17 protein-coding genes are annotated in these 25,395 nt (G+C 39.3%); 3 read left to right on the top strand and 14 right to left on the bottom strand.

The window, feature by feature from the left end; translation table 11 throughout:
• Nucleotide 1: 1 nt before the first annotated feature.
• Entirely contained in the window at nt 2-3,022 is a 3,021-nt protein-coding gene (locus tag ACYQ28_RS16025; protein ID WP_460051728.1) for a CHC2 zinc finger domain-containing protein, read from the bottom strand.
• A gap of 180 nt (nt 3,023-3,202) precedes the next feature.
• Between ACYQ28_RS16025 and ACYQ28_RS16020 the strand changes: the two genes are divergently transcribed.
• Both ACYQ28_RS16020 and ACYQ28_RS16015 read left to right on the top strand, forming a co-directional pair.
• The gene (locus ACYQ28_RS16020; protein WP_460051727.1) at nt 3,203-3,535 is read left to right on the top strand and encodes a helix-turn-helix domain-containing protein; all 333 of its coding nucleotides are present in this window, start codon (nt 3,203-3,205) and stop codon (nt 3,533-3,535) included.
• 85 nt (nt 3,536-3,620) lie between these two features.
• Complete coding sequence (locus ACYQ28_RS16015) at nt 3,621-3,887, top strand: SymE family type I addiction module toxin (protein ID WP_460051725.1); 267 nt, start codon at nt 3,621-3,623, stop codon at nt 3,885-3,887.
• 44 nt (nt 3,888-3,931) lie between these two features.
• Here the strand turns inward: ACYQ28_RS16015 and ACYQ28_RS16010 are convergent, their stop codons facing one another.
• Together ACYQ28_RS16010 and ACYQ28_RS16005 are read right to left on the bottom strand one after the other, a co-directional pair.
• Nucleotides 3,932-4,297 carry a hypothetical protein gene (locus ACYQ28_RS16010; protein WP_460051724.1) on the bottom strand — a complete coding sequence of 122 codons (366 nt, stop codon included), beginning with the start codon at nt 4,295-4,297 and terminating at the stop codon, nt 3,932-3,934.
• Nucleotides 4,298-4,300: 3 nt separating this feature from the next.
• Nucleotides 4,301-14,707 (bottom strand): RHS repeat-associated core domain-containing protein, encoded by a 10,407-nt coding sequence (locus ACYQ28_RS16005; RefSeq protein WP_460051722.1) that lies wholly within the window; start codon nt 14,705-14,707, stop codon nt 4,301-4,303.
• 1 nt (nt 14,708) lies between these two features.
• On the opposite strand from ACYQ28_RS16005, the gene ACYQ28_RS16000 reads away from it, so the two are divergent.
• Nucleotides 14,709-14,891, top strand: coding sequence for a hypothetical protein (locus ACYQ28_RS16000; protein WP_460051720.1), 183 nt, complete (start codon nt 14,709-14,711; stop codon nt 14,889-14,891).
• A gap of 265 nt (nt 14,892-15,156) precedes the next feature.
• Here ACYQ28_RS16000 and ACYQ28_RS15995 read toward each other — a convergent pair whose 3' ends face one another.
• Genes ACYQ28_RS15995 through ACYQ28_RS15945 form a run of 11 tightly spaced genes read right to left on the bottom strand, consistent with a single transcriptional unit; the run spans nt 15,157 to nt 24,558 of the window.
• Nucleotides 15,157-15,588, bottom strand: coding sequence for a hypothetical protein (locus ACYQ28_RS15995; protein WP_460051719.1), 432 nt, complete (start codon nt 15,586-15,588; stop codon nt 15,157-15,159).
• 46 nt (nt 15,589-15,634) lie between these two features.
• A complete protein-coding gene (gspG, locus tag ACYQ28_RS15990; RefSeq protein ID WP_460051717.1) occupies nt 15,635-16,063 on the bottom strand; it encodes a type II secretion system major pseudopilin GspG in 429 nt (142 codons plus the stop codon).
• A 10-nt stretch (nt 16,064-16,073) separates the two neighbouring features.
• Nucleotides 16,074-16,448 (bottom strand): type II secretion system protein, encoded by a 375-nt coding sequence (locus ACYQ28_RS15985; protein WP_460051716.1) that lies wholly within the window; start codon nt 16,446-16,448, stop codon nt 16,074-16,076.
• A complete protein-coding gene (locus ACYQ28_RS15980; RefSeq protein WP_460051714.1) occupies nt 16,442-16,933 on the bottom strand; it encodes a type II secretion system protein in 492 nt (163 codons plus the stop codon). The genes ACYQ28_RS15985 and ACYQ28_RS15980 overlap by 7 nt, the downstream gene beginning before the upstream one ends.
• A complete protein-coding gene (locus ACYQ28_RS15975; protein ID WP_460051713.1) occupies nt 16,911-19,244 on the bottom strand; it encodes a secretin N-terminal domain-containing protein in 2,334 nt (777 codons plus the stop codon). Before ACYQ28_RS15975 ends, ACYQ28_RS15980 begins: the two co-directional genes overlap by 23 nt.
• A complete protein-coding gene (locus tag ACYQ28_RS15970) occupies nt 19,241-19,747 on the bottom strand; it encodes a hypothetical protein (RefSeq protein WP_460051712.1) in 507 nt (168 codons plus the stop codon). Before ACYQ28_RS15970 ends, ACYQ28_RS15975 begins: the two co-directional genes overlap by 4 nt.
• Nucleotides 19,748-19,752: 5 nt before the next feature.
• Nucleotides 19,753-20,283 (bottom strand): hypothetical protein, encoded by a 531-nt coding sequence (locus ACYQ28_RS15965; RefSeq protein ID WP_460164730.1) that lies wholly within the window; start codon nt 20,281-20,283, stop codon nt 19,753-19,755.
• A 2-nt stretch (nt 20,284-20,285) separates the two neighbouring features.
• Entirely contained in the window at nt 20,286-20,795 is a 510-nt protein-coding gene (locus ACYQ28_RS15960) for a hypothetical protein (RefSeq protein ID WP_460051709.1), read from the bottom strand.
• A complete protein-coding gene (locus ACYQ28_RS15955) occupies nt 20,792-21,721 on the bottom strand; it encodes a hypothetical protein (RefSeq protein WP_460051708.1) in 930 nt (309 codons plus the stop codon). Before ACYQ28_RS15955 ends, ACYQ28_RS15960 begins: the two co-directional genes overlap by 4 nt.
• The gene (locus ACYQ28_RS15950) at nt 21,702-23,357 is read right to left on the bottom strand and encodes a GspE/PulE family protein (RefSeq protein WP_460051706.1); all 1,656 of its coding nucleotides are present in this window, start codon (nt 23,355-23,357) and stop codon (nt 21,702-21,704) included. Before ACYQ28_RS15950 ends, ACYQ28_RS15955 begins: the two co-directional genes overlap by 20 nt.
• Nucleotides 23,358-23,364: 7 nt before the next feature.
• Complete coding sequence (locus ACYQ28_RS15945; protein ID WP_460051705.1) at nt 23,365-24,558, bottom strand: type II secretion system F family protein; 1,194 nt, start codon at nt 24,556-24,558, stop codon at nt 23,365-23,367.
• Nucleotides 24,559-25,395 lie beyond the last annotated feature (837 nt).

The following is a 25,395-nucleotide window of genomic DNA, read 5'->3' as shown; positions in this document are numbered from 1 at the left end:
GCTACACATCCATTGTGATGGTGTCGTTACGATGCGATGCAACTAACTTTTCTACGGGAACAGTGCTTTTTAAGTCACTTTTACTGCTATTGCCGTTTAAGCCTTTATTTGTAGTATTTTTTTCATTTTCATCACCACAACCACTATCCAACTTAGCACCAACTTGGGGGCAACTTGAGTCCAACTTATTCTCTTTTTGCCCCAACTTATTTTCATCGTAGCCTTGGTTTCGTAATGTATTTACGTCCACCAAGCCAGCAAGTTGGGGCTGATTTGATTCTATGTCGCCAGTAAATAGCAGCTCATATTCCATTGATTGACCACGGCCACCACGATGAACCAACAAGTACTCTAAGTCTTGTAAACGTTGGCAATGCACCTTGAGTTGATTATCACTCCAGCCTGTTGCATCGCGTATTTCTCGGCGGCTAAAGCGGTAGTCTTGTTTTTCCAGTTTCAACTCGGTGCAACGCTGGCTCACCATATCGTTAATCAACATGAGTAAACGCCGTGTTTGCGGCGGTAGCTCATCCAGGGTGCGGCCTAGTATTTCATTGGCTAAACGGTTGGCGGTGTCGATGTCTTCTAGCGTGACCTCAATGTATTTCAGTTGCTTGCCGTTATGCGTCACGGTTTTTATTTCACGCTGATATTGGTGCAATAAAGCAATGGTGCGGATTAAGGTTAAGTACTTCATGTGGTCGCGCCGGGTGCGGGTTTTATCGCTTAAGAAGCTCAACTGATTGGCAAAGGGATTGACTACCTTTAGCGGTCTTAACAGGCGCTGTGCGTTTCTGTGCAAGCTTATGATGTGCTGTTTTTCTTCATTGGCTAATAAGCCTTCCAGCATTTCACCTAAACGCTGTTGTGAGTGGATCGCTTCGGTTTGTTCACGGTTTTCATTCACCGTTAACACTAAGCAGCGGTTCATTAACTCTTCGTCAATGTCGATTGCAGTGGTGGTTAGGAACAACATCACCGGCCCTTCAACACGGTATTCCTGGGTAGTCAGATTCCCTGTCGTAGCATCCTTGCCTGTTGACGCAATCGTCACTTCCCCTTCGGATTGCAGAAGCTTTAAAGCGTAACTCGCATTCTCTGCGCCTTCTTCTTCAGCAATGGCCAGTATTTTATGTTTGAGGTTGGTTTCACCCATATAAAACAGGCTTTGGCCTGTCATCGCGGAGTATTGCACCCGCTCTTCTTCGGGCATTAAGTTTAGGACGGCATCCATTAGCGAGCTTTTACCGGCAGCGCTTGAGCTTTGGATTATTACAGCCAAGGGCTTATCCAGTTTTCGTGATACACCAGCCAGATATCCAACAAGTTTATTGGTTTCTTCCCCAACCACACCGGCACGATTAAAGTCTTCAAGAATACGGCTAAGAAGTGATGGGTCTTTCAGTAATTCGAGGGCGGCACTTTGCTCTTCATCGCTCAGACTTACCTTTTTTTCTTCCGACTCCAGTGCGCCTTTGATTTGTTTTTCTTGCAGCTCTTCTAGTTTCAATAAGACTTTGCCCAGGTCTTTTTTAATCGCATCATCTTTTAAACCCAGTTCGATACTGGCTTGCTTGATGTAAGCCGCTCGATGTCTTGCGCTGTAGATGTCGAGTGTATCCACGTAAAAATTATCATCACGGCTCACCAGTACATTAACTTTGAGTTGGTCGTAACTCATATTTTTTGAGATACCCCGAACACGATAACGGCGGTCGCCTAGTTCGATTATGGTTTCATGTTCGCTAACTTCAGCACTTACGTTATCGGCGGGTTCTGGTAGTGGTGAGGCGTTGGTGGTTTCTGGTATTGCCGCAACTTCGGGTTGTTCTGGCTCGAAGATTTCGCCGGTGTCAGGATCGAAGGCAGGCTCAACGGTATTTATTTCTAATTGCCTTTCGGGAGCTTTACCGCTTCCCATCCATTCCGCATTACGGATCACTAAGCCCAATGTTTTTTGAGCTGGGGTAACTTGTTGGGCATACTCGTTAACATCCATACCTTTGGGCAACAGGATTCTAAAACAGTCGATGCCTTCGGCTTGTAATTCCTTTGCTAGTTTCTCTGCTGCGTTATTGCCTGCTTCGTCTCGATCATAAGCAATGAGTACACGTTTAATGTCGTACTGTTTAAAGGCGGCTAAGTGGGAAGAGGTAAAACCGGATGTACCATAGCTCGCGGTGACATTTCTAAAACCGTGAACCCAGAAGGTCATGGCGTCGATTAAGGCTTCACACAAGATAATTTCATTTGAAGCTTTAAAGGCTTCGATATTCCACACACCTTCATGCGGCCCAGGTAAGTACAGGTGTTGGGCTGTGCCTTTGCGTAATCGGCTGCCTAATATTTTACGGCCATACACTTCAGTGATTACGCCGTTTTCATCGATGATGGGAACGACCAACGAGCCGTTAAAGTGTTCATGGCCGCTATTTCTAAGAATGCCTATTTCTTGAAGCTTACCGCGTAATTCAGCACCGGCTTTTCGATTCTTTTCTGGCAAGCGATAACCCAAGGTGCGATTGGCAAAGCCTAATTTAAAACGGTCAATCAGTTCGGGATTATCCAAACCTCTCGAACGTAAATACTCTTGTACCTCTGGGGCTTGTTTGAAGGTCTCGTGATAGTAGTCAATGACTTGGCTTAAGGCGGTCTGACTATCCGCATTGGCGGCTAAGGGTGGAGTCAGTTTTGTGGTGGTGTTTTTAGTCGGTGCCTTGCTCGTAGTTTCGGTGATTAGTCCTAAGTCTTTCTGTAGTAGCTCGCAGGCAAAGCGGAAGCTGACACCCTGTGTTTTCATTACCCAGTCAATGACACTGCCACCAGCACCACAGCCAAAGCAGTGGAACAAGTTGGTTTTAGGACTGATCACACAAGAGGCGGTTTTTTCTTCATGGAACGGGCAACTCACCACATAGTCTTTGCCTTGCTTGGTCACGGTGTAGCCTTGGCTTTCGACCAATCGCAATAATGAGACCTCGGATTTCAGTCGTGCGATCTCACTTTCTGCGATTCTTGCCATTTTTTTCACCTAATTTTTTAGTCACCTATGGGTGACAAACAATACGGATGCGTGCTAATCTTGTCAACACCTATCAGTATTGTTTATCACCGACACGTCCTATAAATTCGCACTAAAGCGTGCTTTCAGCGGATTAAAAGAACGGTTAGGTGATATTTGATGAGTAATAGCGAGACGACTTTGGCTAAACGACTACACGACTTACGCAAAGAGAAAGGCTTATCTCAGCCTGAGCTGGGACAGTTGATTGGCACATCCGGTGCGATTATCGGTCGCTATGAACGCGGCGAGATGTCACCGTCTGTTGAGGTGGCCAAGAAGCTGGCTGATGCTTTAGAAGTCACAATGGATTATCTAGTGGCGAATAAGGCTTTACCAACTGCTCTCCATGACAAAGCCATGATGGAACGCTGGCAGCAAGTTGATGCACTTAACCCAGCAGACAAAGAGCGGATTTTATTTGTCGTAGATAGTTTGGTTCGGGATGCCAAGGCACGGCAAGCATACTCATAAGCAATGGCGATAGGCATAAAGCACTGACCTGAAGGGCGGCAACCCAACAGGCCAGCTATCACAACAACCTATACACGAGGTTATCATGAGTAGCTACGATTCTAACTGCCTGTGGCAGATTCAGGAACCAGCAACGTCGTATTCATCCGACAATCAGCAACACATTACTAAACAAGTCACCGTTCAATCCACTGGCTACCCGCCTTTAAAAAACGATAACGGCGCTGGCGCTTGGCGTAAAATTCCTTGGATTAATTTACGGGGGTTTTGGCTTGAACAAGCCGGATTTGAGATTGGGACGCCTTACACCATTGAGGTGTATGACAAGAAACTGGTTTTTACTGTGGTTTAAATAAGTAGCCCCGCATTTGCGGGGCTAATTAACAAGTTTGGTTTTTATCCTTCACTCAAAATACTTTCTTTTTCTGAGTTAAATACATCAACCGCATCCGGCTCCCCATCAAAATAGGACTCCCAAAACCCAGGTTCGACCCAAAGTTTTGGAGCCAATTCAAAATAAGATTCAGCCTCATAATTCGCCACCCAACTTGATGGTAACTTCTTATTTACCAACTCAAATTGATCAGCTTTATACATGCCAGGTGTTCGGCCATCATCAGAGAGCAATCGATATTCGGCTGGTTGGCTATCCGCAATAAAAACAGATAAAACATGATATTCCTTACCAACCGTTAACCAGGAGCTATTCTTCAAAGACTCTCCTGTTTGTGCGTCTATCAATTTAATACATTTAACTTTCATGCATTACCCGCCTGACTTTGAATTAAAGATAGCCTTGTAATCTTGGCCATAAAACACTTCTCCAGTCTTATCATTCTTATAAAAATGCGTCTGGAAATTACCTGACGGAGACTGGAAAGTCTCTGTTGTATATTTACTGTAACCTTTAGGAATGGCTGAGTTTTTAATCTGAGACGAATCAATAATTTTTGTAGAGTTTTTAATAGTCCCTTCAGTGAGACCACCACTAGCATTGAAAGGAGATCTCGCAGATTCATTAGTTAGCTGTTTCGCTAACTTCGGGCCATTAGCAATATTATCTGCTTCTCTAAGTCCACTCTTTGTAACATCCCCCTCTTCAGATAACAAGATCCCATCACCAAGTAAACCACTTTGATCCGGTCGAGCCGTCTGAGTCAGCTGCTGATCAACTGCATCCAAGCCAGGAGTGCCACTTACTATACCATTAGTAATCGATTGGTTCGGTGTAAAGGTGGAAGAATCAATAAGCCCAGGCGCTTCTAAACCTGGTATATTAGGTATTTCATTACGATCAATGATTGGGTTAGCGTAAGTAGTTGAACTGGATTCTGATTCTGTAGAAATAAGCCTATTCGCCCTGAACTCCAATTCTTTAAGCTCCTGTAATTCAACAGAAGTGTCTAATCCCGCTTCGGTACGGAGCGAAAGCACCCTTTTTTGGCCTTCTATCAACCGCTTTATGTGCATTTCGGGATCTGAGGCACCCCAATACTTACTGCTGGCTGAACTAGAGACATTAGTATTTAAGGTCGGAGCAGCAACTTCATGAGGACGAATTTTACCGACTACATTATTGAAACCATCTATAGCTCCTGAAATACTGAAGTGATTTAATAGGTTATTAATTAAATTTGCCCTGTTATCGGAAAAATCTATTCCTGTAACATTGCTCGCTATTGCTTCAGTTGCAGTTTCAGAGCTCTCATATATCTGAACTCCAACCCCTAAAGGCGCAAGTGGTCCAGGAGCTGTCGTTATCGTCTGATTCCCATCAGGATCAACATATACAGTCGGATTCTGATAAGCATATAAATACTTATGCAAACTCGGCGGTGTATTGATATCACCTTCGTAGGCATCTTGGCTTAAGAAGCGGCCGGTATCTGGGTCGTAAAATCGGGCTTTGGCATACAGCAAGCCGGTTTCGGTATCTTCTTCGTGGCCGGTAAAGGCAAAACGGTTCCAAGAATCTCCCACTTGGTTGCGGCGATTACCCCAAGCATCATACTGGTAGCGCGCCTGAATGGAGCCGTCGTTGTGGGTGAGGTTAACAACACTGCCGAGTACATCGGTTAGGTAGAATTGTGGCCCTTCGGTGATGTGATTGAGGCTTAATAATCGGTCTGGGCCCCAGTCAAATTTGGCAACGGTGTTATTATCGCCGTTGTATTGCAGTAATACGGATAGATCATCGTAGGTGTAGCGCTCTACACCGCGATCACCGATTTTTTCGATACGTAAACCGTGCGGATCGTACAAGAACTGCCCTACCGATGAGCCGCCTACCAATACTTGGCGAATATGATCGCGGGCATCAAACAAAAAATCTGTGGTGACTCCCGCTTGAGTTTTACTGGTTTGGTTACCATTGGGGTCAAAGGTGTAGGTGATGTTTTGATTGGTATCGAGCTGATCAAGAATATTGGTTAATTGATGGCGTTCGTTATATTGGTAATCCCAATCTTTCAGGGTTGTATCAGCATTATCCACAACCCGCTCGCCTAAACGGTTGTAAACCAAGTCATAGTCGTAGGCCACCGTTGAATCTGGGTAGACAACATTGGTTAACCGGTCGAAATCATCGTATTGATAGGTGGTTACTTCTGCCAAACCACCGTTAACTTCAATTTGCTGGGTACGATTACTGTTTTGGTCATACGAATACTCGTAACTAGATACCACAGCGCTGTTTTGCAGATTGCGAATGGTGCTGGTACGGCCGACCCGGTCGTAAGTGTAGTTCGCTTCAGTGTTATTGGGATATTGCACCCGATTCATGCGGCTGTCGCGGTCGTAGGTGTATTGGGTAACGCCTTGGAGCGTGCGAACCGATTGTACGCGATTCAATTCATCGTAGACGTAATTTGTAATTATACCGTCTGGGTCGGTAATTCGAATTCGATTTCCGTTTAGGTCATAACTGAAGTTGACTGTTTTGTTATGGGTATCGGTTTTGCGAATTAATCGATCGAAATCATCGTAGACGTAACTACTGCTACGATTAGCACGCACGCGATAACTTTCTGTTTGCGCAACCATGTTGTTATTGGCATCGTACAAGCTATCGACTTGGACGATATCGTCTTCCACTGCACTTGTATTCGTGAAAGTACGGCTTGTCTCGCGGTTAAGCTCATCGTACGCATAACCCATGATAATGCCACGAGCATCGGTGGCTTGGGTTAAATTACCATTACCGTCGTAGTCGTCATAGGTCATTACCGCGCCGTCAGGATAAGTCATGCTGGTGCGTAAATCCCGTGCATCGTAGGTAAACCTACTGGTGCTATTTTCTGCGTCGGTTTGGCTCAACAAGTTATTGTTTTGATCATACTCATACTTAGTAACACCTCCAATACTGACCGGTGCCTCTATTTCGGCCAAACGGTTAGCGCTGTCGTAACCGTAGCTCCAGGTATTACCTTCCGGCAACTGCTGGGTCAATCTTTGGTTATTTAACAAATAGGTGTAACGCGTCGTTTCATTGAGATCATTACTGGATTCAATCATGCGACGGCGTTCGTCGTATTCGCTTGGGAAGTTTCGGCCTTCTGGATCAACCACTAAAATTCGATCGCCCATCGAGTCGTATTCATAATTGCTGATGGCAGCAAGCGGCCGACTTTCTGTGATTAATTGGTTGCGCTCGTCGTATTGATAGGCCGTAATATTATCATTGGCGTCGGTGGTAAAGGTGATATTCCCCTGAACGTCGTATTCATTTTCTAAAATAGGAATACCAATACGGGTAGTAATTAACGGTCGGTTTTCTCCATCGAAGGTGTAACCGGTGACAAATCCGCGTTTATCGGTGGTACTGATAAGGTTATCGTTGAGGTCATACTCAAAACTGGTATCTCTTGAGCCAGAACCATCAGAACCTGCTATGGGGTCACGCTGTAATGTGCGTCGGTACAGGCCATCGTATTGCCATTCGGTGGTATTGCCACGACCATCTGTTTGGCTCAATACATTGCCGACGATATCGTAGATCGTTGAGCTTACAAACCCTCCGCGATCGGTCAGGCGAACCAATCGATTTTGCAAATCGTATTCGGATAAGGAGCTACCGCCATTGGCATCTTGCTGGAAGGCAACGTTGCCGCGAAGGTCGTAACCCATACGCAAAATTTGCTGGCTGTAACCGTCTCCTAGATCTTGATATGGCAAGCGTTGCTCAATTTGACGCCCCCACGAATCGTATACATTTTCTGAAATAAACCCTTCACCATCAGTGATGGTTAACACTCGATCGTCGGCGTCGTAGGTGATTGTAGAGACAACACCTACAATATCGGTAACGTTAACAACACGAGCATTATTATCATAACGATATTCTATGGTGTTGCCGTTCGGCCACGACTCGGTTTGTTTTAGTCCAGAAGGAAAATACGTATAAAAGGTTTCGAAGTTTCGCGGATCACGCATACCTGTCTGTCGGTTTGCATTGTCGTAGGTATAAAAGGTCACATTATTTAACGCGTCCGACTGAGACTCTAATAAACTGTTTTTAAAGTAGGTGCGCAAACGACTGCCATTGGTGCGATCAACTTCTTGCACCAAGCGATTTAATCCATCATATCTGCGGCGCGTTTGGTTACCTCGATAGTCTGTCATGAGCGACATATTACTGTTGGCGTCGTAATCGTAACCCATGGTTCGACTTAAACCGCCAATAGCTGTTTCCGTCATGGTGCGACGTTGATGCAAAGCGTCGTAGCCATATTCCATGACCTTACCTTGAGCATCAATTTCTTGAACCATATCGTCTTGATCATAAATGTAGGTGGTAACACGCTCTACATCCGAATCTGCCGCTACTGTAGCGGTAATTTGACGATACAAATTGTCATAGGTGAATCGTGTGGTTTGGCCGCTATCAACAATGGTTTCAGACTCAATTTGCCCAGTTGGCAAAAAGGTACGCGCCATGCGAACAATTTGATCGACAGATGTGTCACTACCAGAGTCATAAATAGGCGTTAGTGGATAAGCAACTTCGACTTGATAATTGCGATCGTCGTAACGGTAATTAGTCTCAAAGCCTCGGTAGTCGGTTTCGGAAATTAAATTACCAGCTTCATCGTATTCTAAAGTGCGAGTCTCACCATTGTTTCTTCGTTCGAAAATCAGCTGGTCGTTAATGGTGTATTCACGGGCGTGTACTCGACCATCGGCATCTTGTTCCAAAATAATGCTGCCGAAATAATTGTATTCGCGTGTAATGGTGCCAAAGGCATTCGTGCTTTCGAGTAGAAAACCCTGTAAGTTGTTTACGAACTCAAAAGTACTACCCTCTTCGTCAACCTCTTTAATTTTATAACCGTAATCATCCCACTCGTATGAGCTTCTGCTGCCAAATGGGTCAATCATTGTTTGCAAATAGCCACGACTGTTAGGTACAAATGTAGAAACATTACCCGCGCGATCTTTCTGCCCTAGCAAAAAACCGCGATTGTCGTACCAAAAGGTTTCAATTAAGCCATCAGAACGAATAACAAAATTTTCGGTATACGGGAATACAGGATAACTAATTTCTAAAAGATTCCCGCGACTATCGTATCGGTAATCGGTTTTATGACCATTACGATCAGTACGGCTTTTTAGCAGAGTTTTATTAAAACGGAAGTCCAAAAAGTTCTGAAAATATTCGCTAACTATTGGTTCAAAGCCCGCAACAGTTTGCTCAATAACATTACCGAACTGGTCATAAACATAATCTGTACGAACACCACTTTCATCAATGGAATACTCCATTAAAATATCGTCAGTTAACCATCTCATTTGTTGAGTACCGGTTGGTCCTTCGATATTAATGGGGGCACCATAGTTATTCATGGTGTAGGTAACGGTAGCTCTTCTACCTTCTGTTCGAGGCTCTAATACCTCACTGACATAGGTTTGCTGTGCTGTTGCCCGAGTACTCAGATAATTAAAATCAACCTCTCCACCCCAACGACCACTCATAGAGTCTACAGCACCAACCTCTATCGGCGAGCTGTTAGAATTTGGATTTTGTAATTCGAAAATTTCCCAGTTAAAGGTAAAGTTACCTTCAGGTCGCTCTACCGAGCGCATTGCATTTCGCAGAGTATAGTCATCACCTGCAAAAATAATGGTCTCATCAGCGGTAATTGGAGGAATAGCGTCGGAAATTAAATAAGTAAATGTTTCATCACGAACGGGCCCTCTAACTTGCGTTAAACGTCCAAGATCATCGTGATTAAAGTTTACCGAGAAATTTAGATCGGTATTCTCAGTACCAACGAAATTAACGGCAGTAATTAACCTACCCTCACTACGCCGCTTGATAGCACCTACGCCAGTATCATAATCGTATTCGAACTCTAAGCGTCGACCGGCGTAATCTTCAACCAAACGTAATTCTGGAGTAAGCCCAGCTGGGTTGTAAGCAAGGCTGGTGGTATTTCCGTTTGTATCCGTAATAAATTCTAGGTGCCATTGATAATCACTGTAGCCTAGGTTGCGATAGTGATAGCGAGTACCGTCTTTTGCGTAAAAATCGAACTCACCATTTTCATCACGCACCAAAGAGCTGTGATAACCAAGAGACGCTCTAAAACCGGTTGGTTCTGCTGCATCTACAAAAAATCGTACACCGCCACCATCGCCCCCCACAACAGTGAAAGCCCCACATCCCACATCCTGAATAAAGGAATCGTAGTTATGGCTCCAGCCACGCCCCATGGGAGAAGGTTCATCACTGTTACTTGTGTAGGAGCGAACAAAACGTAAATCGGGCCCTAAACCTGGAATCGAAAAATCTTCGCTACTAAACGCTAAATGACCGTCAAATAAATCAACGTTTTCAAAATTCGCGTGGCCTAATGGCAGAGAATCGCGCCAAGTTACTCGATACTGATAAACACCGTTATACACTTCAACATCGCCGGTTGCTAACGATGTAGCAGTTAAGGTGTATTGATAAGTTCCTGGTATTAAGTTTGATGTAGGAAAATCTACTAACTGGCCACCTTCTGTTAAATTCTCATCAGTGACAACTTCATCATTTAATAAGCCGCCATTTAAAACAATATTAACGTGGGCATCTTGTGTGAGATTAAAATATATTTCAGCTGCTGAACCACAGAAAAAATTATTTTGAATATCGATATCTAGGTATGCACTCAAGTTGGTATTGTATACACCTTGCGCAAAAGACAGAGGGAACCATTCACCTTCTAATTCTGGTGGAACATCATTAGCCGACTCGATATTAACAACGATAGGTTGCAAAAACTCTAAGGCAACTTTGTCAGATCGCACTTCAGAGAAGAAACTTCCGTTGACAACAAGCTGATATTCGTAATTGTCCTCAACATTAAATTGAGTTCCTTTCGGAATAACAACAGATCTTTCGTTTCTACCAATTTGAAATACATAACGCCTTTCACCATTTTCAAATACTTCTAATACTTGTGAGAAAATATGTGAGTTGCTAGTACCATATTCGATTGGTGAGAATAAAAATTTAACGGGTGTATGATTTAAAGTTTGACCAAGAGGAGAAAGTTCTACCGGGTTTTCCAACGGCTCCAGAGTAATTTCGACTGCATAAATAGAGTCTGTTTCTGAAACGTTATTGCCTGAAACGCGTAATTCGTCAATACCGGGAGAGCTTAGAGTTGCAATAGCGCCAAGTTCGTACACTCCGGGAGAAGTTACTTGCACAGGAACAGTGGAGCCACTTTCTGTTGAAAAAGTTAGATTTAGAGGCGTAGATCTATTTTCATGCTGATAATCTACAAACTGATAAATCGCAGGGAACTCCGTTCCAACTCTTGCCGCCGCTTGAGGTCCCGGACGAAAGAATCGGAATGATCTGTCAGCACTGTATGTAACAGAAAATGGGGTTTCGTTTCCTATAGCAATATTAAAATCAAAAGCGCTTGCGTTCTCTCCTAAAATGGGAAAAAAGCCCGCATTCCCAAAGCCATTAGTGTAATCTAAAAATGGTAACTCTTCTTGACAGCCCGACGACAATTGAACCGGAAATTCATGACATATATCGCCACCATAAATTTGGGAATTATTAGGAACACTATCAGCACCGCTAAATGCTGAACCGATACTAAACACCACCGGAACGTTTGCCACAGGATTGTCAAATTCATCAACAACGGTAACTGTCTCAGGCCCGGCTAAATGACCATTAGCACCAGATCTTTCACCACCAAATGAAGCAAAATTAACTGCCTCCCCAGGTTTATTGAATAACTCCAGAGTGAATGGAGCAGATATTGATCGACCTTCGTTATCAATAACAAAAGCAACATCAACATAACTTAGACCTAACTTTGTTGCTCTAGGATCGTTCGGATTTAACCTTAAAAATAACTCATTGTGAGAAGTTGTTAGGCCAGCTCTATAGTAGACTTGAGCAACACCAAATTCATTTGTGAAGGAACTTAACTCTGTAATTTCTCCTCCATTTGTATCCGGCTCGCTCTGAAGTGTACCGTCACTATTAAGAACTACGGAAAAAATGACTTCGGCACCAACCACCGGATTTTTTCGGTCATCATACACACGTATTCTAAGAGGATTTTCCGCCACCTCACCTACCGTTGCAACTTGCAGACTACTATCAGGTAGCAGTTCAACAAACGCACCAGCAAAAGGGTTTAAATTAGGTGGATTACCGTAGGGTTGTTGTAAAGCAAAACCCGGTTCTGCGGGCCAACTCAAAGAAGCTGATGATCCACCAGCTAAACCACGGGTAATATAATATCCAGATTCACCGGTTAATTGACTGGTAACGACCCAAACAGAACCAAACCAATCTTTATATGTAAACTCAGATTCCGTAGTAACAACGTTAAAACCTTGGCCAATCCAAGTTTGAATTTGATCAATTACTTCGTCAGGATGGTTTAGCCGAGAAATTTCTGTGGATAGATTGGCTTGGGTTAACTCAATAAGCTCTAATCCAAGACCTAAAGCAATGGCCAAACCTTTATCTGCTGAAATACTAGGTACTTGGAAAAGGTGTTCGAATGTTCTGTGTTCTAAATAAGAGCCATGAAGACCAGAGAGTGACCTCCATTGAACCTCCGAAATGGAGTTGTCTTCTACACTCTGAACTACCGATGCATGGCGAAATATTGCATCTAGGTTTACCCCTCGCCAACCTAGTTCTTGAACCTGCCCAAATAATAATTCCGGTACAATATCGTTACTTGCTATCGCTATTGAGGGCCATGGACGAATAACTTTTAGTCCCGATAAATTCGCTAATTCTTGTTCCGCATCGTACCAATCTCGGCTATAACGTAATGCGATCTGACTTAGAACACGAGCGGCAAGAAATTCGGTGTCACCGGAAGACTCTGCACCCAGAATGGCTGCGTTGATCAGCGTCCTTTGTGCTGAAATACCGAACGCATGATAACCACCGGAAATAAGATTTTTTTCTAAATTACGTGAGCCAAAAGGAGCTATTAACGTTAATTCTGAACGATGGCTTTGACCCGACGCTACCGACGAATTACCCGTGGCAACAACCAAACCATTAATTTTAAGTTGAGGCGTTAAACTGACAAGAAAAGATGGCGTATAAGCCAAACCACCAAACTGCTGAACAATTTTTTGTTCATCTACAGTAGAAGGAATATAGCTTAAGGTGACTCGCTGACTTGCGAGCTGAGCTAACGGCAAAGTAACATTCAAGCTTTGAGAAACGCCTACATCATCAGCATATACAATAAAATTAATTTTATGAATTTTTTCATCGGACAGCCGCGATGACTCGCTAGTAACCTTGATTACAGGAATGGGCAAACTATTAGGTAAATAATCAAACTTAACAGAGTCGATAACTAAACTACGAAGATTATCTTGATAGATACCTAGACCATTTTCATTTAGATACGATGTTGTAAGTGCACGAATTTCGTCAACGATAGATTCTGTATTGACCGTTTGTAAAAATTCAGATCTTAAATTATCTAAATCAACACCAAGATTCGTTAACAAACTAGTGTTGTTATTTACTGATACAGATTTTAAAGATGGAAAGAGAGCCAGCCACTGTTGACCAGTATTATCAACAGTTGCGCCTCGATAATTTGAATAAGGTAAATAGGCAGAAACCCAAACATAATTTAGACGTATTGCGTGAACCGTACCACCACGAATTTGAACTTCAAAAGGATAGCCTGCGGAACGTAGAGCATTTAAAACCTCATCGTCGCGCACAATTCCAACCTGTTGCTTTAGTTCGTTAAGGCTTAATTCAATCACACCCTCAACAAATCTAGACGCGACACCACTGGCACGTAAAAGAGCTATCAATAAAGCGCTCTGATCAGCATCGTTACCAGAGCCCTGCATTAGAGTCAACTCTGCACCCTTCATAGAGCCATAATAGAATTCCGGAACAATATTATTACGAACAAACTCAAAAATTCGAATTGGATCGTGATCAAGCTCCTCCGCCTTATTCCTAATTATTGAGCCAAAATCTACCAACTCAGTTTCTTGCCGGTCTTCAGCTAAAGGTGAAATTGGATTAGATAACTCATAACTCGGAATAATAGATTCACGAGAATCAATATTAAGTACAAATATAGGTTCAGAACTATAGGCTATGGATTCACCTAAAATATCTACTTTTGATTCATCTAGAGAGGACAACTTACGAAGCTGGTCAACAACTTCAATTAAATTAATAACTTTATTGGAGTCTTGCCAAAACGATTCTAACCAATTTGCGTTTTCTACCCGTGAATCAATAGCGCCATATACTGTATCTAAAGAAAATAGAAATTCACGAATTGTGGACTCGTAATGAAGAAGCCCACTCTCAAAACGGGCATTTATTAAATTAGATCCTGATTTATTTACTACAGATCTGGATTCAATTAATTTTCTAGAGAAAAGCAGATCATATGCTTGTAGCTTTTCAAAAGAGGGTCGCAATGAAATTAAACTTTGTTCGTCTAGAGAAGATAAAGCGAAAAAATTTACCTTAGACGTATTTGCTGAAATACCTACCTCTTGCTCCAGATCACGTATAAAGCCATCAAGAACAATCCGCAATTGACGAGCTGTTCCATTAACATCGATATCATACTTTGCAAAAGTCTTATTTTCTAAAGCGTGTAAAATGGGATCGACGTCTTTTCCAGATGAGAAATCAGAGAGCATTTTGTTCCAAGAAAAATCTGCATTATTTTCTGCAGACGAGTATACCAAACCAGAAAATAAACAAAAAATTACTGCAGTAAAAAAATTTGGAACAAAACGCTTGATATCCATACAATCAAATAATTTCCGTAGACTAATAAATTTAATTAAACGCGTTACAAAACCTGTGGCAAAAACACCATAAAAAGTCAAGCCGACAAACCTTCAGAAAAGTCACAAAAAAACAATACGTTAAAATATAAGCACCAATTACCAAAAAAAGACACTCAAAGGAAAGAAAGTATATAAACAACAATCTCAGCGCTCAAGACATATATTAAATTTGAAAAACAACAATCATAAAAAGCAAACTATTTTATTAAAAACTAATACCTTCTCATGATCAAAGAAGGTAAAAAAACAACTAAAAAGAAAGAAATACAAGAAACAGAGCACCAAAAAAACAATATTTATCGATTCAACTTAGGACGATAGATAAACTCCCAATCTGAATATTTTTCCGAATTATCAAAATCTATAAAAAAAACTTGAAAAGCAGCCTGTTTAATTGGCCTCAAATGCGATTGACTAGCCACTCCGATAATGAAACCTCCATCATCTCTAATCAAACGCCAGCCAAGATCATTAGAATTATTATTTGGATCTCGAAAGGGATCCGCATATAAACGCCTAATATGTTTTTCCGAAACAGCTCTAGAATCTCGCAATAAATCATCTAGAGTGCGAGGATAGACATGAAAGTCTCTATATTCGTAGAAAGATTGAATAGCATTTATATATTGAAGCCCACGAAATAAGAGTTCAGCTTCTTTCTCTCTTAGCAATTGATGAGAAACATATCGAGAAGTAATAGTAGAAGTAATCCCTGTTACCAGAGCCATTACTAGCACCATCGGGTATGTAAAACCTTGCTGATTAAAGTTAATTTTAAGTCGCATCCCAACTTACAACATCTTTATTATTACCCTCACCGCCTTCCGAATTATCCTTACCAAGGGACAATATTTCATAACCACCATTACGACCTGGTACACGATAAATATATGGATTCCCCCATGGATCGTTGGGAACTTTTTTCTGTAAATAAGGCCCCTGCCAATTATTAACTCCGCTAGGACTTTCCCTCAAGGCATTCAAACCCTGTTGTGCGGAAGGAAACTCTCCGGTATCTATGAAATAAGAGTCTAGAGCAACGATAAAATTTTCTATCTGAGCTCGTGCCGTGGATTGTTTAGCCGGGCTAATTTTTTTATACAAAGTTGGTCCCACTAGCGCAGCTAGCAATCCGACAATAACCAACACAATCAATAATTCCATTAAAGTGAAACCAGACTTTTTACGAACATTTACTTCCATATTTCAAAATCTACCATTCATTATAAGTTAACCCGGAATTGGATATTTTTTGTGAACTACTTTTAACATCAATAATTCCGTAGCTATCAGAATCATCATTTTCTATCCAATCCCAATCATTTGTATTTGTCATAGGGTCATTTGGAATAAATCTAAGGTATCTCTCGTCAACCAAATCAATTTCCGATTCAGGATAAATCCCTTTGTCTGCGTAATATTCATCTATAGCAACGCGAATTACTTGCAAATTTTCTGACAATGCTGATTCTTTCGCTCTAACTATAGAGCTGGTAACTACTGGAGTTGCTAACCCTGCTAACAAAGAGACCAGGATCAAAACCAATAATAATTCGATTAACGTAAAACCTCGCAATTTAGTTACCAACCCTTATAAACTCCATTATCTAGTGAAATTAAGTCATGAGTCACAGAGATATCGTAAACATCTTCACCATTCCAAAAAGAAGAATCTACGTCATCTTGATAACCTCGAAAATGCCAGTTATCATCAATATCTACATCGGAAGATAAAAATGGATCCCGAGGAATTTTTCGTAAATAACGTATCTTTGTTCCATTAAGATCACCAGAATCAATACCCAATACTAAAACCTCTAGTGATTCCGGATAGCAATACCGGCTAACACCTATCGTATTAACACTTATTCTTCCCTGATTACAATCATAATGAAATTTATCTATTGCTGAACGCACAGATCTTAAAGCGCGTCTTAATTCGACTTCTTTCGCTCTAATAGCGCCGTTTTGCGCATAGGGAATCGCAACGACGGATAGAATAGATAACATAGAAACAACAACAAGCATTTCTAGCAGGGTGAAACCTAGATTAACGGATTTTAATGCGCGCATTACTAGAATCTAAACTCAGAGTACCGTCAGCCGAAGTTTCTACTTCAACATTTTTAGCAACAAGAAAGGTCGCTCCTTTCCTTTTTGAAATAAATTGCAAACTTAAAACTTGATTGTCCGACTCAGAATCACCTTCGTTGACTCTTTGGGCGGTTATGCGTACAGAACTGCTATCATCAGATTTATCAACAGATACAATTTCAATTGAAGAATCCGCGGAAAAAATGTCATCAAGATCAACGATGTTAGAGTTATATGCAAGGTCAAATATGATTCTATCGCCTATATCAAGATTAAGATTCATACCAACAATTGAATTAACTCGTTCTTCTGAACTATAGTTAGTCTGCGAAAACATCAAGTCTCGCTGACGTAATATGCTGCTAGGATCAGAAGCAAATTTTTCCTCCGTACTTTTCAAGTTATCAGCTTTTTCAGAGAATATATTCTTACTATCTGATTGAATATTTAACGCAGCTGAATTGAGAGATAAAGATTTATTCTCTCTTATTAAAGACGAACTCTCATCTTCATAAATTAAACTAAATTCTTTTTTATCGGCTGAATCAGATAGCTGAGACGCAGCATTGATAGGTTTGACTTTCAATTTAAACAAACCAAATTCATCAGAATTTAACTGTGTAATTTTCTCTAAATGTGTCAGTGCCTTATCTTTACCACGAATAATTCTGGGTGATATTGTCAATAAAATATCACTCCTATTCTCAGATTCATCCTTATTCTGAAATGGCCATGAGAGACCCAGTAAACGAGCAATTCTTGGTACAGACGTATTAGTCGACCTAGACTCATCTCGGATTAAACCGCCCAAAATAGCTATATCGCCGTCATTTACTAACATTACAGTTTCAGCATTTCGAGTACCAATTCGAAATACTTGTTGCTCGGAGTTCCCCAAGTTTTCGCCTAAAGATGATACTTCTAATGCAATCTTAATTGTTACCTGAGAATCATTGTGAATTTTTGATTCGACATCCAACCTAATCCCTACATCTTGGTACTCAAAAGTGGTTCTAGTCTGACCTGTAGCATCTAGAATATCTGAACTACGAAGTGGCACTCTTTCACCTATATGAATTCTAGCCTTCTCTCCGTCTATTACTCGAACCTTGGGGTTAGCGAGAATTTTTGCGTTAACATCCTGTTTAAATGCACTTAAGGTAATGCTTGGTATATTAAATGCTCCCTGAGCTCTAATAGCATCAGAAATCGAACCAGAAAATGGAATTGCAGGAACCGACGCTGATATTTGATAAGCACCATAATCTATACCTAATAATTCGGAATTAGATAAGTTAACCTCCATAATTTCAACATCAAAAAAAACTTCGCCTTTCGGTTGATCATTATTGACAATCACATCCGCGGCCACTTCAATTAACTCAGGTGTATCAACCACTGTAATACTATTGGCGCTATCATTGATTGTTACTTGACTTATTCCGAGCACGCCTTTTAATAGAGCCGAGATATCTTTAGCATCGGCATTGTTTAAATAAAATGTCTTAATAATTTTATCAGAAAATTGATCTCTACCTCCTTTAGCATCAGCAAAAACCAATAATGTATGTTCATCAATTAATTTATAACTGTTATTCGTGGACTTTAATATCAACGAAAGAGCTTTATAAAACGAGATGTCTTTAACATTAATTGTAACTGGAGTATCCTTTACAGATTGATCCAGTATCAAATTAAATTGATAATTTTTTGACAAAAAATCAAGCGCAGATGGCAAATCGATTTTATTAAAAGACAAATCAATCTTAGGCCCTCTGTCGACATTAGGCGCAACTAACGATTCAATTTTATGTTTTAATTCTAAGCTTCCTTCATGCCCAGGATTCTCCTTTAAAATATCATTTAACAGCACCAGCGCCTTTGAATATTTTTTTTCTCTATAAAAAATTTGCGCAGCTTCATAATCGTTATAAATTAATTTTTCACGATTTATAAATTCTATTTTCTTTAACAACTTTAAATCATTAGGACTAAACTCTAGAGCTTGATTATAAGCAATAAGAGCCCCAGAAAGATTACCTTCTGTTAACGCAGAATAACCGATTCTCGTAAACTTTATTATTGCCTGATGCTTTGTATTTTCCAAAGCTATTTTAGCTTCTACATCAGAAGGATTTTTAGACACACGCTCTTCTAATAATTTAATTTTCTCAGATATTGTATAATTATCAAATGATGAATCAGTAATTGATTTGGAATCAAAAGAAGTACAAGATATTTGCGCACATGTGAGAATTACTATAAAAACTAATAAAAAATATCTATTCAAGGTAAGGGTGCCTTCCGCATTGTAAGATTCGTTCCATCGATCTTGCTAACTATATGATCTTCACCCAGCCTATCTCCTACACGGACGATATTTAGATGACCATCTATTCTAACAAGAGCAGTTGATCCATTTTTGTTATGATTAACAGCCAAAACTTCAACCTGAGATCTTTTTTGCAAATTATTCTCAGAAGCGTCAACCGCCGAAACATTGCCAGATATAGAATCATTAACCTCAACAACATTAGATTGTTGAACCACGTCTTCGACAAAATAGCTAAAAAGATCTTTTTTAGTTTCGAAGTTTTTTAAAGTCAATAATCCATCTACATCCGGAAGTAAAGACGGATCATTTTGAGAGGAAAAACTCCCAGAAAAAACTGATACAGGGTTGCTAACATCTAAATTCTGAGCATTTTCAGAAGGAAACAAAAAATCAGAATATTTATAAACATTTAAACCTACTAGAACCAAAATACCAAACAGGAACAACCATAGTCTCATAAAGATTATATCTCACTTTGATTACGGAAGACCTTTATCTGTATTACAGCCTCTAATGGTCCATTACCTTTCCTAGATAACTCCAATCTTTGAATATTTAAAGCGTAAGGAATACTGTATAAATCATCAACAAATCCACGCAACCCCACATATGAACCGGAAATAGATAATTTCACTAAAACTGAAAAATCTGATAAATTTTGGTAAGATTCATCAGTTATAATGACGCCAGAAGACGATACAGCTTCATATAAAAACGCAGAAAATTTCGTATTTTTGTAATCTTCTTTAACTTTTTTTACTATTCCCAAAACCAGAGGTTTTATCGAATTATACCTCGACTCTTGATCGACAAATTTTTCACGGGAATATATCTGATGCTTAAGATTAGTGTTGGTCAAATCAAAATAAGACTTTTTTGCCAGCAAAGGAGTAATTACAACCAGATAAAAAAGAGCAATAAGTATAATCAGCATAAAAAACATCAAATAAATATAAAAAACTCTGCTATCACCTCTAAGGGATTTTATAATCATAATTAAATATACAAATTAAAGTTATAATGAAACTCACCTTTTTTATCGAGATCTTTTTTATTAAGCTTCACACTTTTAAAAACTTCCGATGTTTCTAAATCGTTGAGGAATTTAGTTACAACCAAGTCGTCTCGAGAAGATACAACAGCACTTATCACACCATCAGAACGAAGATATTCAAGAGATTCAAACTTTATCTCATTAGATTTATGACGCTCAATTTCAAAAAGATAAAATGACGGATTATATAAATCATTTATTATGACTCTATATTCAGCCAGCAAATTGATTAAATCCACATCTATATTGCCGGACTGGTTCGAGTCTAAATTTTGTAACTTTTCAACAAGTGTTAAATTTAATTTAATATTTAACTTTATTTCGTTAGAAACATTAACTGCGTAAAAAATCAAAGAAATCAATAAAATCGTTAATAAAAAACAACCAATCACACCTATAACAAACAGGTATAACGGTTTATCACGAGGAGAATCAATAGCGCTTACGATCACAAATTTGGCACCTTGCCCAATACAGTTCCGATAAAATAAGAGTCTTCGAAAGATAAGTTATATTCATTTTGCTCAGCGTAAAGATCGTCTATTTTTCTCCATGGAAATTCTTGCAAGATACCTTCATCGACATAATCTGAGGAAGTTTTATAAAGAACATTACCTTCATTCAAAGAGGTACAAAAATATTCATACACCGTACAGCACGAAAGATATACACTTGATATCAGATTATAATCAACGAGTATCGCTCTAATAACACGATGAAAACAAACTTGACCCTGCAGATCGTAACAAACAATCGAAACGGAATTGTAATCAACGAATACAATTATTTTCTCTTTAGAAATATGCGACTTTTCATAAATTCGAAATTCTGGAAAAATTGCCTCCAAGGATACATTTGAAAATTTACTACAAATAGATTGAATTATTGACTTTTGGTAACCCGTTGCAATGGTACAAATGTCATTACTATCCAACCTTAATTCAAAGGAATCTTCTGAACAAATACTCTTACCTACTAACCACTTCAGATAAGATTTATCTTTTTTAATCAGTGCAGAATTTTCAATAACCGTAACTCTCACTTCTGACATTGGAAAAACGATGAATACCGGCACAACCTTATTCAATTGACTTAACAACAAACTGGGAATTCTTTCAGACCAACTATAATTTGAAATATCCAGAGAGCTAACAGAAGACACTTCATCTACAAGCAAATTATCTTGTAAGGCCGCATTATCAAAACCAAAAAAGTCATTTTTTACAAACCACCCAACTTTCTCACCGTAAGAAAATTTAGATAAAAGAATACCCTCTTTTTTAACTAAAATTCGATAAACACCAAATTTCTTATAGAAACCAGCATCAAACCAGGATCGAATACTGGATAAAAATCTCTTACTTATTATGGGTAACACGATTGACTTCCAACAAAGATGTTTCTCCAGCCAGATATTTTTTTAACGCAGACCTTCTTAAATCTTCACCACCAACAAACTGAGCACCAGAAATCGACTCATAAACATTCCTGCCGTCTAACACGGTCGATCTCATTTTTTCGGTAATAACTAGTAGTTCAGAAATCATTTTTCTACCTATGTATCCCGTCCAGTTACAGTCTGCACAACCATTCGCCTTATAAACTTTTACATTATTATCCAATGGTTCTTCCAAATCATTCGACGTGACATCTATTACCTCTTCTACCTTACAGCGATTACATAGAATTCTTATTAATCGCTGAGCCATTACTGCATTTAAGGCGCCCATTGCATTATTAACATTCACACCCATATTATTTAATCTGGCAAGTACGTCCATGGAATTGTTTGCGTGCACGGAAGAGAATACTAAATGTCCCGTAAGGGCCGATTGAACAGCTATGTCTGCGGTTTCTGAATCGCGAATTTCACCGACCAGTATTTTATCAGGGTCATGACGAAGTATAGACCTAAGACCTTTAGCAAAGGTCAATCCCTTTTTAACATTAACCGCTATTTGTGTTATACCGGATAACTGATACTCCACTGGGTCTTCAATAGTAATAATTTTTTCAGTTCCAATATTTACTTCTTTTAAAGCTGCATAGAGGGTAGTTGTTTTACCGCTACCAGTTGGCCCTGTAATTAAAATCATTCCATAGGGTTCGTTAATTAACGATCTAAACCTATCGAGTTGTGTCTTTGTCATTCCTAAATTATCTAAAGACAATTGATCCCAATCTTTACTGGCATTGCTACGATCTAATACACGAATAACTACGTTCTCACCATGCATACCCGGTAAAACCGAAAGTCTAAAATCTATTTCTCGGCCAGCTAAATTTAGCTTAAATCTACCATCCTGAGGAACCCTTCTCTCCGTAATATCAAGCTCAGCCATTACTTTCAGTCTTGATACAAAAGCGCCGTGATAAATTACATCCAGAGCCTCAGTTGCGGGATACAGCTGCCCGTCAATTCTATATTTTACAGTTATTATTCTCTCGTAACATTCTATATGGATATCGCTTGCACGCTTATTTAAAGCCGTTTTAAGTGTAATATTGATAAATGTTACTATAGGTGAATCACTTTCTTCCTTGTCATCATTACTGTCAACAAGACCTCCTTCAACATGAAGAAAACTCTCTGTGGCATTAGTAAGTTGATCAATATTTATTTCGGCATTCTGCAAAGCTTTATCGATAATTTCTTGGGTCGTTACGGTAAAATCAACTCTTGAGTTGCAAATAAACTCTAATGTCTGATGTTTCTTTATATCAGCAGGATTAGTAGTGAGAATCTCTATGGATTCATCACTCATTGAATATGGAAACACCTCTAATTCTTTTGCTTTTTCTAAATTTATTAAGCTAAAAAGAATAGGATTTAACTCATTATCATATTTTTGAATAAATTTTAACCGATACTTAGCAGCAATATTTTCAGCTAAGTTAAGCTTGTTAATGGAATCCGAGGAGAGTAATTCGTCGATTATATCGACTTCTCTCTGACCTGTATTAAAGTCAAAAACACCAGAATCTTGATACAGATCTTTAATATAATTCTTCACAAACATGCTATTGAACAACATCAGATATAAAAAATATTGGCAGGTACATGGATATTATGACAAATCCCATTAATAATCCCATAAATAAGATTAAAATTGGCTCCAACAATCTAGTAAAACTATCGATTTTTTCATCTAATTCGTCATTTTGATATAATGAAATATCTGTTAGAACCGGCTCCAGTTGAGAAGCTTTTTCACCAATAGACAGCATATTGAGAGAATATCCATTAAAAATTGAATAACGAACAAATGAGTCGTATACCGATCCACCTTCTAAAATAAACTTACTACTGGCTTTCAGCAATTCACCCAGATGAGTGCCATCAAATGAATCCCTTAATATCTGAACGGACTCAGATGCGGGAACACCGCACCTGAGTAAACTTGCGAATGAATTTGTTAGTCTAGCTATTTGAGAACACCTTCTCATTGGTCCAACAATGGGGATACCGGTAAAAATTCTATCCAGCCGGAGTTTTATCTTTTTGTTATTTCCAGAAAATTTAATGAACAAAAAAATACCAAAGCCAACGAGCAATAAAATCAAACCTATGTAATGTATATATTCTGAAATATTAATAATTAATCGAGTCGGCGCCGGCAGCTGAGCATCAAAACTTGCAAATAATTCAGAAAAATTTGGAACAACGTATACAAACAATACACCGATTACTACCACCAATGCAGAGGTCAAAAACAAAGGATAAGTTAAAGCCGATTTTACTTTTTTATTAATGTATAACTTTCTAACAAGATAATTTTCATAATTTTCAAGAGATTGAATAAGATCTCCTGACTTTTCACCAACACCAATAGCACTTACAAAAACATCATCAAATAAATTGCCGTGCTTTTTACAAGACAAAGAAAATGAAGCACCCTCAATAACGTCCTTGTGAATATTATCAACATAAACACTTATTTTTTTCGACTCAGCATTTTTTGAAATAATCTTAAGGGTATCAGAAAGAGGCAAGCCAGCGCCCAACAAAGAGCGTATAGATTTAATCAATCGAAGTAATTCTTTGCCACTTATTCCTGCACTATAAAAACTGAAACTCGAGTTTGATTTAATTTTTTGTACATATAAATTTTTATCTTTTAACTCACTATAAGCTGAAAGTTTATTTTCTGAATTTATCGATCCTTTAACGAACTCACCAGACTGATTAATAGCTGTATAAAAATAAATAGGCATGGAGAAATTGCATAACAAGAAAGAATAATAATGACAATGTACATAACACGGAAGAGATTCTATGGTATAGACGAGAATAAATATATAACACTTTTTTATTAAAAAAATAATACGTTTTTAGGAGTATGCCTTCTAACTACCCCCTAAAATACTACAGCTTAAACGTTGAATTCTCCTTAAACTCAATAAAAGAGGATTTTGCACATGAGCAAAAGCAAGACTGAAAGAAAAATTGTCGCTGTGCTAAAAGAGACCAAAACAGATATCTCAAGTAAGGTGTTGTGGTTGAATAATTTGGCCACCTAATTAGAAGTGATATTATCACTTCTTAAACATAAAGCTAATCAATGAAAACATGTACCCGAAGAAAATTCAGCACAGGGTTTCGATTGGAAGCTGCACAATTAGTGTCAATCAAGGTTGATCTGTTCGTGAGGCTGCCGAAACGGTAGGCGTCGGACACTCTACTATGGATTAATTGGGTACTACGCCAAGATCCACAGGGTAAATCCCTAAATCGACTCCCAAGACCACAGAGCAAGTTCGCATTCGATAATCAGAAAAACGCAGTTTCAAGTAATACTGTCATTATTTAAATTTAGCACTTTACTTGAAAGCACCAAGAACAAAAACTTCCAGTTTACGTAACACCTAACATTTACCCCTAATAAAACCAACGAATAATTATAACGTCCCCGCTAAACGGCAAGCGATAACGAGTTTGTAGTGGTCAATTATTTTCATACCACCCTGTAGAAGATTTTTATCATTTAAATGCTTTCTCAACTTCAGCTGGTGTTGCGTAGTTGTTGTAGCTGTGTCCGCGTATAAAATTGT

It is taken from the genome of Sessilibacter sp. MAH1, from assembly GCF_054658315.1.
This window is presented reverse-complemented; position numbering and strand designations above follow the sequence as displayed.